We start from the raw sequence: 12954 nt of genomic DNA, 5'->3' as shown, positions 1-12954 counted from the left end.
GGGAGGTGCCGGAGGGTGCTTGGCCTCGGGAAGTGCCGGACGGTGGCTCGGCCCCGGAAGTCAGCGGACCGCCCCAACCCCCTCGCGCACCGCACCGATCAGCCCCGTCACCTCGACGTCGCCGTTCGCGCCCGCCTCTCCCAGGGGACCTGGCAGGGCGGAGTACGCGGTGCGGCGGCCGTTGCCCGGCAGGGTCAGGCGCAGTCGGTCCACCGCCGCACCACGCTGGGCCGACGCCACCTTCCCCAGCGTCGACCCGCACGCGCCGCACACCGGGTGCAGCCGGGCACGCGCGCCGGGCGTGGGGGAGAGGCGGGCCGTCATCGACGCCGGACCGTGCAGCGGGTTGAGGGTGCACAGCGTTGTGTCGGGTACGGAGCGGGCGTCGGCCCGGGCCGCGTCGAGTGCCGCGCGCCCCGCACGTATCAGCGCGAGCCCCGTGGCCAGTTCGACGGCGCCCGCGCCCCTGCCGAGCAGCAGAGTCGCCGCGTCCAGGCAGTCCTGGGCCCGGGCCTGCGCCTCGCTGCCGTCGAGCGCCCCGGACTCGGCCAAGTCCGCGCGCAGAGAGCCGAGTTCGCGGTCCGTCGTGGTGCGCAGCCCGTCCGTACTGGGGCGCGAGTCGTCGGTCGTGACGTCCAGGGAGGGCGTGGCGCGGGACCGGTTGCGGGCACCCGGCTGCGAGGGCTCCGGCCGCCCGTCCCCGCGCCGCGCCCGACGCACGAGCCACACCACCCCGGCCACCGCCGCGGGAACCCCGGCGCCACCGGCGACCCCGGCCAGGAAGAGGCCGGAAAGCCCGATCGGACCGGTGGGGTCGGTGAGCAGCGGGGGCAGCGCGTCCTCCGCGACCGGGTCCGTCGGCGGCTCGGCGAACGCGTACGGCTCGCCGGGCGGGCCCGTGGGCGTCTGCTCGATGTGCTGGGCGAGCCTGAGCAGACGGGTGTGGAGCTGCGGGTCCGCGTCCACGTCCTCCGGGCCGATCGTCACCGAACTGTCGAGCTCGGACAGCTCGAACTCGTCCAGTCTCGCGCCGTAGTTCACGACGTCGAGGTAGATGTCGCCGAACGTGCCGACGGACGCGGTGACGTAGACGCCGTCCTTGCCGAGCGCACGCTGCAGCCGCTCGGCGAACCGCTCGGCGTCGCCCTCCGACTCGTCGACCCGGTCCATCGGCAGGACCGCCACGTACACGGGAACGTCCAGGGAGCCCAACCTCCGCTCCACCGACCGCAGTTGGGTGGGCGTGAGGGGCGGGGGCAGCTCCGCGTCCTGGTACACGGAGTGCTGGCGCAGCCCGGCCGCGAACCGCTCGGCGCGCAGCTCCATGTCCCGTCCGGTGGGGTCGGGGTCGCCGGTGGAGCTGGTCTCGGGCATGAGCCCCTGCGCGCCCAGCGGCACGCCCACGGCGAGCACGGCGGCGAGGGCGGCCGGGACGATCAGCCGGCGGCGGGAGCCGCGGCGCCGGGCGAGCGGAACGCCGATGAGCAGGACGACGACCGGGGCAAGCCCGGTCAGCACGCCCGTGGTCGTGGACTGCGTGGCGCGCCCTTCGGGCGAGGTGTAGAGGGAGCTCGGCGATCCACCGCCGCCGTCACCGTCGTTGAGGAGCCCGTCGACGAAAGCCGTGAAGAAGTCGAGGGCCGTGGCGTCCGACGGCAGCGAGGAGTCGGCGGAGTCGAGGGACTCCTGGACGGGCAGCCCGCGCACGCCGTACGACTCCACGGAGACGTCGAGCCAACTCCCTCCGCCGTCGGCGTCCAGGAGGACGTAGAGCCCCTTGCGGCCGAGCTTCTCCCGGACCGCGGGGAGGAGTTCGTCCCCGTCCTCGGCCGCCGAGAACGGCAGCACCAGCACGTACGTCGGCACGCCGGTCCGCTGCGCCTGCTCCTGGAAGGCGGGCCAAGCGGAGCGGGGCATGAGGCGCGGGGCCGAGTCCGTGATGTAGATCGGTGAGGCACGCAACTGATCGGCGAAGTACGCCGCGCGGGCCTCGAGACCGCTCCGATCCGCCGCGCCTCGCGGGGACTTGGATGCGGGCTGCGCCGCGGCCGCGCCCCCGGCCGGTACGAGCACCAGCGCCAGAGCCAGGGCCATCACCAGCACGAACAGGCCCCCCGCCCCCCGGGTGCTGCCCGCCCCAACTCCTCGGCTCCGCACGGTCGTCGTCCCCCTCGTCCCCTGGTCCGTGTGTCATGGGAACTCTAGTGCGGGGCACTGACAACGCGGCCGACGGGTGCGGAGCGGCCCCCTCCCCTCGGCACCGTCGACCGCCGACGCCCTACGCCCCGGCCTCGAACGTCCCGTACTCCGGCAGACCCGTGCACGAGAAGACGTGGACGGAGAGCCCGCCCGGCGTCGTCTCCTGGCGGTCGAGCCGGAGGCCCGCCGGTGCGCCGCCCTCGGGGAGCAGCCGCCGCCCTTGGCCCACCACGACCGGGGCGATCGCGAGCCTCAACTCGTCGACCAGACCGGCGGCCAGCAACGACTGGGCGAGCTCGGCGCTGCCGTGCACCTGGAGTTCCCCTCCGGGCTGCTGCTTCAGTCGGGCGACGTGGGCCGGGACGTCGCCGGTGAGGATCGTCGTCGGGTCCCAGTCCGCCTCGGTGAGGTGGTGCGAGGCCACATATTTCTGCAGGCCGTTCATGGTGTCGGCGAGGGGGTGCCGGCCGGCCAGCGCGGGCCAGTCCCGCGCGAAGTTCTCGTACGTACGGCGGCCGAAGAGCAGCGCGTCCGCGCCGCCGAGCCACTCGGCGGCGAGCTGCTCGAACCGCTCGTCCAGGTACGGGACGAACCACCCTCCGCGGGTGAAGCCGCCGCTGGTGTCCTCGGTCGGCGATCCCGGCCCCTGGGAGACGCCGTCAAGGGTCAGGAACTCCTGCACGACCAGCTTCATCACGCCACCGCTCTCTTCGTTTCGGTCTCTCGTCGCAATCCCGGGTGGCCAGAGCGCTTCAGGCCATGCACTTCAGGCCATACCCGGCGACCTCTACACATAAAGGAAATATAAGAGCAGAATGTCCCTAGGCGGCGCACACCGCACACCGCGTCAGACGCGGTTCGGCCTGTGAGTCAAAGGAGACGAGCCATGGCCCATGTGCAGCCCACCAGAGGTGACATATCTGCGCACCCGGATGTCCCCGAAATGCGGGATCGCTACGACCGCATGCTCGGTGGTCGCGACGTGGCGCTCGTGGACGGACCGGTGTTCCTGCTCGGCCTGTACTGCGCCGTGTCCCCCTGGATACTCCACTACACGACCAGCCAGCCCGCGCTGGTCGCCCACAACCTGATCGTCGGCATCGCCATCGGCCTGCTGGCCCTCGGGTTCACCCGGGCACCGGACCGCATGTACGGCCTGAGCTGGGCCTTCTGCGCGATGGGCGCCTGGATGATCATCGCGCCGTGGATCGTCGGCGAGAGCCCGGACGCGGGTGTCGTCCTGAACAACATCATCATCGGTGCGCTGGCCGTGGTCCTCGGGCTGCTGTGCGCCGGTACGGCATCGAAGAGCGTCCCCAAGCAGTAGCGAAGGACGGCCCCGAGCCGTGGCAGAACCACCGGAAAGGAAGCCGGGCCGGTCCGTACGAGCGGACCGGCCCCCTCATGCCCGCTGCTCGCCCACCGCGCCCCCGAACCGCAGCGGCTCGGCGGCCTTGAGCGCCCGCATGGCGACGGCGCCGGCCAACGGCCCCGGAGCCAGGAGCAGGAGCGCGTACCGCCAGCCGAAGGCATCGGCCAGGAGCGGGGTGAGCTGGATGCTGACGACGGTGAGGGCGAACCCGATGGCCGTCTGGGCGGTGAGGGCGGTGCCGACATAGCGCGGGTCGACGGCCTCGCTGAGGGACGTGGAGAACACCCCGGAGTCGGCGATCACAGCGGCACCCCACACCGCGCAGAACGCGAAGAGGAGCACGGGCGAGGCGTCCACGAGCAGCGGCGACAGCAGACAGCAGAGCCCGCTCGCGACCAGGGCGGCCATGGCGGCGGACGGCCGGCCGAACCGGTCCGCGCCCCAGCCGCCGAGCAGACACCCGACCACTCCGCCGATCCCCATGGTCAGGAACACCGTCGTCCCCACCGACCCCGGCAGCCGTCCCGCCCCGGCCGTCGCGGAGAGGTAGGCCGGGATCCAGGTCCACAGCGCGTACAGCTCCCACATGTGCCCGAAATGGCCGAGGTTGGCCAGCCGGGGGCGGCGCTCGGTGAACATGGTCAGGGCGTAGCGCGGGTTGCCCGCGGGCGCGGCCGGGGCGGCTTGCGGGCCGACGCGGAGGAAGGCGAACGCGACGAGGGACGCGAGCGCTCCGGCGGCCGCCGCGGTCAGCAGCACGCCTCGCCAGGGCAGACTTCCGAGGCCCGCGATGAGGTGGGGGAGCGTCGAGCCGAGGGTGAGAGCGCCGATCAGCACGCCCATGTTCCGGCCGCGTTCGGCCCGTCCGGACCACGAGGCCATCAGCTTCATGCCCACCGGATACACCCCGGCCAGACACATGCCGGTGAGGAAGCGCAGCGGGAACGCGGCGGCCGGCTGGTCGACCGTGACCGCGAGCAGCACGGTGCACGCGGCAGCCGCCGCCGAGCCGATCGCGAGGAGCCGCTGCGGCGGGAACCGGTCGGCGAGGGTCAGCGCGGCGGACGTGAGCGCGCCGGTCACGAACCCGAGCTGGACGGAGGCGGTCAGCCACACGGCGCCCGTGGAGCCGAGCCCCCACTCGGTCCGCAGACTCGGCACCACGGCCGACATGGAGAACCAGACGGCGAGCCCGAGCACTTGTACGGCGGCGATCATGGCGCGTTGCGCGACGGCGTTCACGGTCCCCCTCGGTCGTCGTGTGTGGTGTCGTCGCGGCCGCTGCAGACGCGCTCAGGGCCCATCATCCGACATGAGCAGCGCAGGTGCTCCGCCGGGGCGACGGGTGTACGCGCCGATCGCCCGCCCCTTGCGCGGCCGTCCCGCCGGCAGTCCAATGCTGAAGATGACAAGCAACGGTGGGCACGATGCGACAGGCGCCGCGGCCGAGCCGGCGAGGGCCGGCGAGAACCCCCTGGAGGCGCTCTCCCTCGACGAACTGCGCCGGCGCCGCAGCATGAAGTGGCGGGCCCATCCGCAGGACGTCCTGCCGCTGTGGGTCGCGGAGATGGACGTCCCCCTCGCCCGGCCGGTCGCCGACGCGCTGTACGAGGCCATCGCCGCCGGGGACACCGGATACCCCGCCGGAACCGAGTTCGCCGAGTCCCTCGCCGGCTTCGCCGCGCGCCGCTGGAAGTGGGACGGCGTGGCGGTCGACCGTACGGCGATGATCCCCGACGTGATGATGGGCGCGGTCCAGGTGCTGCGCCTGATCACCGACCCCGGCGACCCCGTCGTCGTCAACTCCCCGGTCTACGCGCCGTTCTACGCCTTCATCACGCACGACGACCGCCGCATCGTCGAGGCACCGCTCGGCCCCGACCTCCGCATCGACACGGCCACCCTGGAGGAGACGTTCCGGCGCCTCAGGGAACAGAGCGGCCGGGGCGGGATCGCGTATCTCCTCAGCAACCCCCACAATCCGACCGGCACGGTGCATACGTACGAGGAGCTCGCGGCCGTCGCCGAGACGGCTCGGCGGTACGGGGTCCGGGTCGTCGCCGACGAGATCCACGCCCCGCTCGTCCTGCCGGGCGCCGCGTTCACGCCCTACCTGAGCCTGCCCGGCGCCGAGGACGCCTTCTCGCTCATGTCGGCGACCAAGGGCTGGAACCTCGCCGGCATCAAGGCCGCGCTCGCCCTCGCCGGGCCCGAGTCCGCCGCCGATCTGCGCCGGATGCCCGAAGAGGTCCACCACGGCGCCAGCTACCTCGGCGTCATCGCCCACACCGCGGCCTACCGCCACGGCGACGAGTGGCTCGACGCCCTCCTCGCGGGCCTCGACGCGAACCGGTCCCACCTCGGCCGCCTCGTCGCCGAACAGCTGCCGGGCGTCGGCTACGCCTGGCCGGAGGGCACGTACCTGGCCTGGCTCGACTGCCGCGCTCTCGGCCTCGCACCGGAAGTGGACGCCACCGGCCCGGCGCCGGAGGAGACGGCCGCCGACCTCGCGATCGTCACGGACCTGGCGGGACCCGCCAAGTTCTTCCTGGACCACGCCAGGGTGGCGCTCTCCTCCGGCCACATCTTCGGCACGGGCGGAGCGGGCCACGTACGCCTGAACTTCGCGACGTCACAGGGCGTCCTCACGGAGGCGATCACCCGCATGGGCACCGCGGTCGCCCGCCACAAGCGCTAGGGCCCGTCTCCCCGATCTTCGCGGATCAGGCAGCGGCGTCATGGGGGTCCCCCCTGCTCGAGCGGAGCCGAGAGCTTGGGGGAGCGTGCTCTCGGCGTGCGCCTGGATCGCCCTCGTGCTGGACGTACTTGGGCGATTCGGGCGTGCGGCGAGTGGGGGTCCCCCCGGCCGGAGGCTGGGGGAGCGTGCCAGGCGTCGTGGACCCGCGAAGATCGGGGAGACGGGCCCTAGACCTCGGCCCCCTCCCACTTCGAGGGAGGGGGCCGAAGCCCGTCGGGCCGCTCGGGTCACATCTTGGGCATGAGGACCGAGTCGACGATGTAGACGGTCGCGTTGGCGGTCGCCACATTGCCGCAGACGACGTTCGCGGAGTCGTTGACCTTGAACGACTCACCCGAACCGGACGTCGTCAGCTTGCTCTTCGCCAGCGTGTCGAAGGAGCCCTTCTCCAGCTGCTGCGGCGTGAGCTTCTTGCCCACCACGTGGTACGTCAGGATCTTGGTGAGCTGCTCCTTGTCGTTGAGGACCTTGTCCAGGTCGGCCTTCGGGATCTTGGCGAACGCGTCGTTGGTGGGCGCGAACACCGTGATGTTCTTCGAGCTGTTGAGCGTGTCGACCAGTCCGGCCTTCTTCACGGCGCTGACCAGCGTGGACAGCGCCGGGTTGTTCGAAGCGGCGGTGGCGACGGGGGCCTTGGCCATGCCGGAGAAGCTCCCCGCGCCGTCCTTCGGGACCGTGGCACAGGCGGGGCCGAACGGCTCGTCGCCGGCCGGCGCCGCGCTCGTCGTCTCCTGCTCGGGCTTCGCGGTGCCGGCGGCCCGGTCGCTGGTGTCGCCGCCGTCGGAGCAGGCGGACAGGGCCAGCGGCAGGGCCAGCGCGCCGGCGGCCGCGAGGGCGATGCGGCGCATACGGAGTGTGGTGCTCATGGTGTCTCCTCGGTCGGAACTTGGGCTTCGTAGGTGTGCGGAACGGGAGGTACCGGCGCGTCAGTTCACGTCGACCACCACCGAGTGCCGTCCGGTCGCGCCGTCGGGGACGGTGCCGGTGCGCCGGTCGGTCTGCGTGTAGCCGGTCCGGTCGGTGGCGCGGACCTGCAAGGTGTGACCCCCGCGCGTGGCGGGCCAGCGCCAGCTCCACTGGCGCCAGGTGTCGAGCGGCCCTGCGGCCGCCAGGTCCGCCTGCTCCCAGGGGCCGTCGTCGACCCGCACCTCGACCCGCTCGATCCCCTTGTGCTGGGCCCACGCGATCCCCGCGACGACGACCTGACCGGGCTTCAGGCGCGCGAAGGGCCGAGGCGTGTCGATCCGGGACTGCGTCTTGATCGGCGCCTCACGCGCCCAGTCCCGCTTCACCCAGTACGTGTCGTAGGCGTCGAAGGTGGTCAGCTCGATGTCCTGGATCCACTTGCAGGCGGAGACGTATCCGAACAGGCCGGGCACGAGCATGCGGACGGGGAAGCCGTGCTTGAACGGCAGGGGTTCGCCGTTCATCCCGACGGCGAGCATGGCGTCCCGGCCGTCCATGACCGTCTCCACCGGGGTGCCGAGCGTCATGCCGTCGACCGAGCGCGCCACGAGCTGGTCCGCCCGCCCACCGCGGGACGGCGGCTTCACCCCGGCCTCCGCGAGCAGCTCGTCCAGCCGTACGCCGAGCCAGCGGGCGGAGCTGACGTAAGGGCCGCCGACCTCGTTGGAGACGCAGGTCAGCGTGATGTCCCGTTCGATCAGGTCTCGGCCGACGAGGTCGCGGAAGTCGAGGTCGAGCGGGGTGGTCACGCCCTTGCCGTGGATACGCAGCCGCCAGCTGTCGGCGTCCACGCGCGGCACCACCAGTGCGGTGTCGACGCGGTAGAAGCGCCCCTTGGGCGTCGTGAACGGAGTCAGGCCGGGCAGCTTGAGGTCCACGCCGCGGGGGAGTGGCGGTGCCGGTGAGGCCGGGCGGGGAAGGCGCAGGGCCGCCCTGGACGCCTCGGCGCCCGCGGCCGAGGAGGCGTTGAGGCGGCGCCCCAGGAAGCCGAGGCCCGTGGCGGCCGCCGTGACCCCGGCCGCCGCGAGCAGAAAGCCCCGGCGACCCGGGCCGCCCGCACCGGCACCCTCGTCGTGCGTGGACGCCGGGGAGCCGAGAGGCCCGGAGAGGATGTACAGGACTCCGGCACCCACGACCGCCCCGCACAGGGACGGCACCGCGTCGAGCACGGACACCGAGTCCGGCCGACCCGTCGCCGCCACGGCCCCGACGACACCGAGGACCAGCACCCCGAGCGAGGCGCCACGGCGGTACCGCAGCGCCAGTACGCCGAGGAACGCGGCGAACAGCGCGAGCACCGCCAGGATGCCGAGCTGCAGCACCAGCTTGTCGGCGGTGCCGAACTGGCGGATCGCCCAGTCCTTGACAGCAGTCGGGGTGCGGTCGATGACCGCGCCGCCCACCGAGGTCAGCGGACTCGCCTCCGGCCGGACGGCCACGGAGACGAGCTCCGCCACCGCGAGGGCCGCGTAGCCGCTCACCAGACCGGTGAGTAGGCCGCGTGCGGCGCTGATTGCCCTGCCTCGTCGTGTGCTCACACCCCTGATTCGAGGCGGACGACCCCAGGGATTGGTCTGTCACCCGATCGAGTTGGTTCTCGTGAACTCTTACGGCCACGGACGGGCAGCGGTTCGCGAGCCGAGGAGCACCCGTTGCGCGACAGACCCGGTGCGTGCAGCACCGGGTCTGTCGCGCCGTACCGCGTGGTCAAGCAGTACCGGGTTGTCGTACAACTGCAGGCGTCCTGGGCGTCCTAGGCGGGCAGGGGCATCAGGCCCAGGGGCGAGGTGGTGGGCCGGGGCGAGCCGCCCGCGGGCTCGACGGTGATGCCCATGCCGGAGGCCTTCCCGACAGGGCCGTCCATCAGCGTCGCGCTCCGGTCGTCCGTGCCGGTCCGCACGAGTCCCGCGGAGCGCATCTCTCCGCCGTCGTCGAACCAGAGTTGGTACACCTTGCCCCCCGGGAGGTCCGGCAGGCCGGCGGCGAGGAAGGCCGCGCGGTCCTGCCCGCGGGAGACCACGACCGTGCCGGTGGCGCCGTCGCCGAGCTTCGCGGTGGCGCTCTCGGCGTCCGGCGCCGCGAGCACCGCGGTCAGGTCCGCGGCCTGCTGCCGCGCCTCCCGCGCCTGCTCTCTGGCGTCCTCCGCCGACTGGTGCTGCCACACCGCGACCCCGCCGAACGCCGCGGCGACGGCCAGACAGGCGGCGAGAGCGAGCCGTGGCAGCGGACGCGTCCACGACCGCGACCCGCCGCGAACGGGTACCTGCGGGGGCTCCTGCCGGACGGTCGTGATCCGGCGCAGTACCTCGTCCTTGAGGGCGGCCGGGGGAGCCGCGGCCACGGCGAGACCGAGCCGCGCGGCGGTCTCCGACAGCTCCCGCACCTCCTGCTGACAGGCCTCGCAGACGGCCAAGTGCCGCTCGAACGCGGCACGTTCGGCCGGCTCCAGCGCGTGCAGCACGTACGCGCCGGTCGCGGTGTGCAGATCGGCGGCGGTCATACGCTCACCCCCAGGCAGTCACGCAGCCGGATCAGGCCGTCCCGCAGACGGGTCTTGACCGTACCGAGCGGCAGGGTCAGAAGTTCGGCGGCCTCGCGAGAGGTCAGGCCCCGGTAGTAGGCGAGGGTCACGGCCTCCCGCTGCAGCTTGGTGAGCGCACCCAGGCACCGTCGGACACGCTGCTGTTCGAGGCGCGTCTCGACCTGCTCGGTCACCTCGTCGTAGGCCGGGACCCGGTCGAGCAGCGCGGCCTTGTGCTCTCGTTCGACGCGGGCCTGCACGGAGCGGATCCGGTCCACCGCCCGCCGGTGCGCGAGGGTCAGCACCCAGTTCATGGCGCTGCCCCGGTCCGGGCGGAAGCGGGCCGCCGTCCGCCAGACCTCGACGAGGACCTCCTGCATGACTTCCTCCGACTGCGCCGGATCACGCAGCAGGCTGCGGACCAGTCCGAGGACCGGACCGCTCACGCGGTCGTAGAGGCCGGCGAAGGACTCCTGATCCCCGCGCGCCACTTCCGTGAGCAGCGCGTCCAACTCCGGCCCCGCGCGCCCGCGCGAGGCCGACGGGACTTCTTCCGGCTGCCTCATACGACGCCCTCGTCCACCACGTGTCCGGCCTCCCTCGTATTGTGGCCGCCCCGGTGCGGGACGGCCAACGTTTCACCGTTGCACGGATGATTCGGAACACCGCCGACCAAGGATTGGTCCGATCACCACGAACTCGTGGCCCGGGCCGTCAGCGGCAGCAGCCCAGCACCTGCGGCGCCCAGTCGCCCGGTTCGTCGCGTACGTGCCGCGAGGCCTCCGCGACCTGACGCGCCGACGCCGTCGACATCACGCCCCCGACCGCGAGCGGCAGCCGCCCCGCGACCTCGCCGCCGCGCGTGCCACACATCCGCTGCTGTCCCGACGGGCAGGCCCGCGGCCTGACCGGGGGAGCGGTTCGCGCAAGCGGCGTCAGGCGGCGGCGCGGTCCCTGCACTCCTCGACGATCTCCCGGTCGAGAGCGGCACGCACCAGGGCCGAGGCCAGCTCGGCGGGCGTCGCGCCTTCCCGCTTCGCCAGCCGCCGGAGATCGGCAACTCCCTTCGGCAGCCCGAGCCGCTCGGCACCCTGCAGCGCCTTCGCGTCCACGATCGGCCCGAACTCCGGCCATACGTCCTGGACTTCACGGAGGAAGATGTCCGCACCCACCGGACCGACGCCCGGCAACTCCCGCAGGAATCCCCGCAAGGCGTCCGCGTCACCGTCCGCCTCTGCCCGCATTGCCCGCAGGTCCCCGCCCCAGCGGTCGAGCAGAAGACGGCCGCCGTCGCCCAGTTGGGTCGCCGTGCGTTCGTCGTAGCGACGGTAACCACCGCGCCCGAGGGCGTCGACGCGCTGCTGCCAGGTGGATTCCGTCATCCGTTTCGCGTCGCGCAGGCCCGCGTCGTACAACGCCTTCGATGTCGCGACCGCGACCGAGGCGCGGATACGGGCGCTCAGGAGGTGCGCGAGTACGAGGGTGCGGTAGAGCGGCTGGGGTGTGTCCCGCAGGCGAATGCCGGCCTCGGCCGCATACGTCTGCCCGTGTTCGCGGAGCAGTTCCCGCAACACTTTCCGGCTCTTGTCGTCGCTCATGATGACCGCCACTCCCTCCAGTGGCTCACGGGGGACGGGTGCCCAGGCCGCCCGTTTCATCTCCGGAGTACGGAGAACCCGGAGTACGGAGAACCCGGAGGACGGGGAACAGGTCAGACGCTCTGTCGGCTGAACACCTCCAGGAGTGCCGCGTCGAACGCCTCCAAGTCGTCCGGTCTCCGGCTGGTGACCAGGGCGTTCGATCCGTGGTCGCAGATCCGGACCTCCTCGTCGACCCACGTGCCGCCCGCGTTGCGGATGTCGGTGCGCAGGCTCGGGAAGGAGGTGAGGACTCGGCCGGAGACGACGTCGGCCTCGACCAGCATCCACGGCGCGTGGCAGATCGCCGCGACCGGCAGGCCCAGGTCGAAGAAGTCCCGTACGAAGGAGACGGCCCGGCCGTCCCGGCGCAGCGCGTCCGGGTTGGCCAGGCCGCCCGGCAGGACGAGGCCGTCGAAGGCGCCGGCGGAGGTCTCGCCGACCACCTCGTCCACCGGGAACGTGTCCGCCTTGGCGAGATGGCGGAAGGCCTGGATCCGGCCCTGCTCGGTGGAGACGAGGACGGGGGTGCCGTCGGCTTCGGACACCGCCCTCCAGGGCTTGGTGAGTTCGATCTGCTCGACGCCCTCAGGCGCCGCCAGAAACGCGATACGCATGACTGCTCGATCTCCTCTCGGGCCTCCCACCCAGTCCGCCGGACCGGCGGACGGACGGATCGCCCGGCTCACGAAGGCGCACGGCAGCGCACCGCCGCCCGGAACGGGCGCTCCGAGTACCCGGGCACCCGGCCCCGACACATGCGCCTCCCCGGACATCCGGCAGAGGCAGGCACGTGGAGGCAGCGGGGCATCGCCTCCCCCGACGAGATCGACCCGCAAGAATCCGTCCGCTGAATCCGTCCGCTGAATCCGTCCGCAGGATCCGTCCGAGGCCTGAGACCACGTCTCACCAGCGGCGACCGTGTCTCGCCATGGGGACGCTTCGTGCTGCGCGTTAAACAATCTGTTTAGGATCTGCGCGTCCCGCACAGTCCCGCCCCCGGAGCACGCATGACCTCCCCGCCGTCCGCCGCACCCAGGCCGAGCCTCCCGCATCTGCTGCGGGTCACCGTCTTCGCGATCGGTGCGCTCATGCTGCTCGTGACGGTGGGCGTGGTGCTCCACCAGCCGCTGCTGATCCCGCCGTTGGCGGCCAGCGCGGCCCTCGTGCACGGTGCCCCCGGACTGCCCCTCGCCCAGCCGCGCAACCTCGTCGGCGGGCACCTGATGTCCGCCGTGATCGGCTTCGCGACCATCGCGGTGGCCGGGAGCAGCGCGTGGGCGGCGGCCGTGGCGGCGGGCCTCTCGCTCGGGGCGATGATGCTGACCCACCTGTCCCACTCACCGGCGACGGCCACCGCGGTGATCGTCGTGCTGCAGGCCCCGCACCCGGTCCCGTTCCTGCCGCTCCTCGCGCTCGGCGCCTGTCTCCTCGTCGCCATCGGACTGCTGCCCGGACGGATAGGCGCCCACCCGGTCCGGTATCCGGTCAGCTGGTGACG

At 72.7% G+C, this 12954-nt stretch carries 13 protein-coding genes; 3 read left to right on the top strand and 10 right to left on the bottom strand.

Features of this window, described 5'->3' with window-relative positions:
* Positions 1 to 60 precede the first annotated feature (60 nt).
* The gene (locus tag RCO28_RS23010) at positions 61 to 2094 is read right to left on the bottom strand and encodes a hypothetical protein (RefSeq protein WP_308943093.1); all 2034 of its coding nucleotides are present in this window, start codon (positions 2092 to 2094) and stop codon (positions 61 to 63) included.
* A gap of 184 nt (positions 2095 to 2278) precedes the next feature.
* Complete coding sequence (locus RCO28_RS23005; protein ID WP_308943092.1) at positions 2279 to 2893, bottom strand: dihydrofolate reductase family protein; 615 nt, start codon at positions 2891 to 2893, stop codon at positions 2279 to 2281.
* Between the two features lie 192 nt (positions 2894 to 3085).
* Here RCO28_RS23005 and RCO28_RS23000 point away from each other — a divergent pair, with 192 nt between their 5' ends.
* Complete coding sequence (locus RCO28_RS23000; protein WP_308943091.1) at positions 3086 to 3526, top strand: SPW repeat protein; 441 nt, start codon at positions 3086 to 3088, stop codon at positions 3524 to 3526.
* Positions 3527 to 3601: 75 nt separating this feature from the next.
* On the opposite strand, the gene RCO28_RS22995 is transcribed toward RCO28_RS23000, so the two are convergent.
* Positions 3602 to 4813: an MFS transporter gene (locus tag RCO28_RS22995; protein WP_308943090.1), complete on the bottom strand. Its 1212-nt coding sequence runs from the start codon at positions 4811 to 4813 to the stop codon at positions 3602 to 3604.
* 154 nt (positions 4814 to 4967) lie between these two features.
* On the opposite strand from RCO28_RS22995, the gene RCO28_RS22990 reads away from it, so the two are divergent.
* Positions 4968 to 6269, top strand: coding sequence for a MalY/PatB family protein (locus tag RCO28_RS22990; RefSeq protein WP_308943089.1), 1302 nt, complete (start codon positions 4968 to 4970; stop codon positions 6267 to 6269).
* Between the two features lie 287 nt (positions 6270 to 6556).
* Here RCO28_RS22990 and RCO28_RS22985 read toward each other — a convergent pair whose 3' ends face one another.
* The 7 genes from RCO28_RS22985 to RCO28_RS22955 all read right to left on the bottom strand — a co-directional run bounded on the left by RCO28_RS22985 (position 6557) and on the right by RCO28_RS22955 (position 12070).
* On the bottom strand, positions 6557 to 7195 hold the full coding sequence (locus RCO28_RS22985) for a fasciclin domain-containing protein (RefSeq protein ID WP_308943088.1): 639 nt from the start codon (positions 7193 to 7195) through the stop codon (positions 6557 to 6559).
* 60 nt (positions 7196 to 7255) lie between these two features.
* Complete coding sequence (locus RCO28_RS22980) at positions 7256 to 8833, bottom strand: molybdopterin-dependent oxidoreductase (RefSeq protein ID WP_308943087.1); 1578 nt, start codon at positions 8831 to 8833, stop codon at positions 7256 to 7258.
* A 215-nt stretch (positions 8834 to 9048) separates the two neighbouring features.
* Positions 9049 to 9795: an anti-sigma factor gene (locus RCO28_RS22975; protein WP_308943086.1), complete on the bottom strand. Its 747-nt coding sequence runs from the start codon at positions 9793 to 9795 to the stop codon at positions 9049 to 9051.
* Entirely contained in the window at positions 9792 to 10382 is a 591-nt protein-coding gene (locus tag RCO28_RS22970) for a sigma-70 family RNA polymerase sigma factor (protein WP_308943085.1), read from the bottom strand. Before RCO28_RS22970 ends, RCO28_RS22975 begins: the two co-directional genes overlap by 4 nt.
* A gap of 148 nt (positions 10383 to 10530) precedes the next feature.
* Complete coding sequence (locus tag RCO28_RS22965) at positions 10531 to 10689, bottom strand: hypothetical protein (protein WP_308943084.1); 159 nt, start codon at positions 10687 to 10689, stop codon at positions 10531 to 10533.
* Positions 10690 to 10751: 62 nt separating this feature from the next.
* On the bottom strand, positions 10752 to 11414 hold the full coding sequence (locus tag RCO28_RS22960; protein WP_308943083.1) for an endonuclease: 663 nt from the start codon (positions 11412 to 11414) through the stop codon (positions 10752 to 10754).
* A gap of 113 nt (positions 11415 to 11527) precedes the next feature.
* Complete coding sequence (locus RCO28_RS22955) at positions 11528 to 12070, bottom strand: type 1 glutamine amidotransferase domain-containing protein (protein WP_308943082.1); 543 nt, start codon at positions 12068 to 12070, stop codon at positions 11528 to 11530.
* A 393-nt stretch (positions 12071 to 12463) separates the two neighbouring features.
* On the opposite strand from RCO28_RS22955, the gene RCO28_RS22950 reads away from it, so the two are divergent.
* Complete coding sequence (locus RCO28_RS22950; protein ID WP_308943081.1) at positions 12464 to 12952, top strand: HPP family protein; 489 nt, start codon at positions 12464 to 12466, stop codon at positions 12950 to 12952.
* The last annotated feature ends 2 nt before the right edge of the window (positions 12953 to 12954 follow it).

It is taken from the genome of Streptomyces sp. LHD-70, assembly GCF_031157275.1.
Lineage (GTDB): Bacteria > Actinomycetota > Actinomycetes > Streptomycetales > Streptomycetaceae > Streptomyces.
Note: the sequence above shows the minus strand (reverse complement) of the source record. Positions and strands in the feature narration are given on the sequence as shown.

What these genes read in the sequence shown, in the direction of transcription:
- RCO28_RS22955 (WP_308943082.1), bottom strand. Translation starts at nt 12,070, where the DNA reads ATGCGTATCGCGTTTCTGGCGGCGCCTGAGGGCGTCGAGCAGATCGAA.
- RCO28_RS22985 (WP_308943088.1), bottom strand. Translation starts at nt 7,195, where the DNA reads ATGAGCACCACACTCCGTATGCGCCGCATCGCCCTCGCGGCCGCCGGC.
- RCO28_RS22960 (WP_308943083.1), bottom strand. Translation starts at nt 11,414, where the DNA reads ATGAGCGACGACAAGAGCCGGAAAGTGTTGCGGGAACTGCTCCGCGAA.
- RCO28_RS23010 (WP_308943093.1), bottom strand. Translation starts at nt 2,094, where the DNA reads ATGGCCCTGGCTCTGGCGCTGGTGCTCGTACCGGCCGGGGGCGCGGCC.
- RCO28_RS23000 (WP_308943091.1), top strand. Translation starts at nt 3,086, where the DNA reads ATGGCCCATGTGCAGCCCACCAGAGGTGACATATCTGCGCACCCGGAT.
- RCO28_RS22990 (WP_308943089.1), top strand. Translation starts at nt 4,968, where the DNA reads ATGCTGAAGATGACAAGCAACGGTGGGCACGATGCGACAGGCGCCGCG.
- RCO28_RS22965 (WP_308943084.1), bottom strand. Translation starts at nt 10,689, where the DNA reads ATGTGTGGCACGCGCGGCGGCGAGGTCGCGGGGCGGCTGCCGCTCGCG.
- RCO28_RS22970 (WP_308943085.1), bottom strand. Translation starts at nt 10,382, where the DNA reads ATGAGGCAGCCGGAAGAAGTCCCGTCGGCCTCGCGCGGGCGCGCGGGG.
- RCO28_RS22950 (WP_308943081.1), top strand. Translation starts at nt 12,464, where the DNA reads ATGACCTCCCCGCCGTCCGCCGCACCCAGGCCGAGCCTCCCGCATCTG.
- RCO28_RS23005 (WP_308943092.1), bottom strand. Translation starts at nt 2,893, where the DNA reads ATGAAGCTGGTCGTGCAGGAGTTCCTGACCCTTGACGGCGTCTCCCAG.
- RCO28_RS22975 (WP_308943086.1), bottom strand. Translation starts at nt 9,795, where the DNA reads ATGACCGCCGCCGATCTGCACACCGCGACCGGCGCGTACGTGCTGCAC.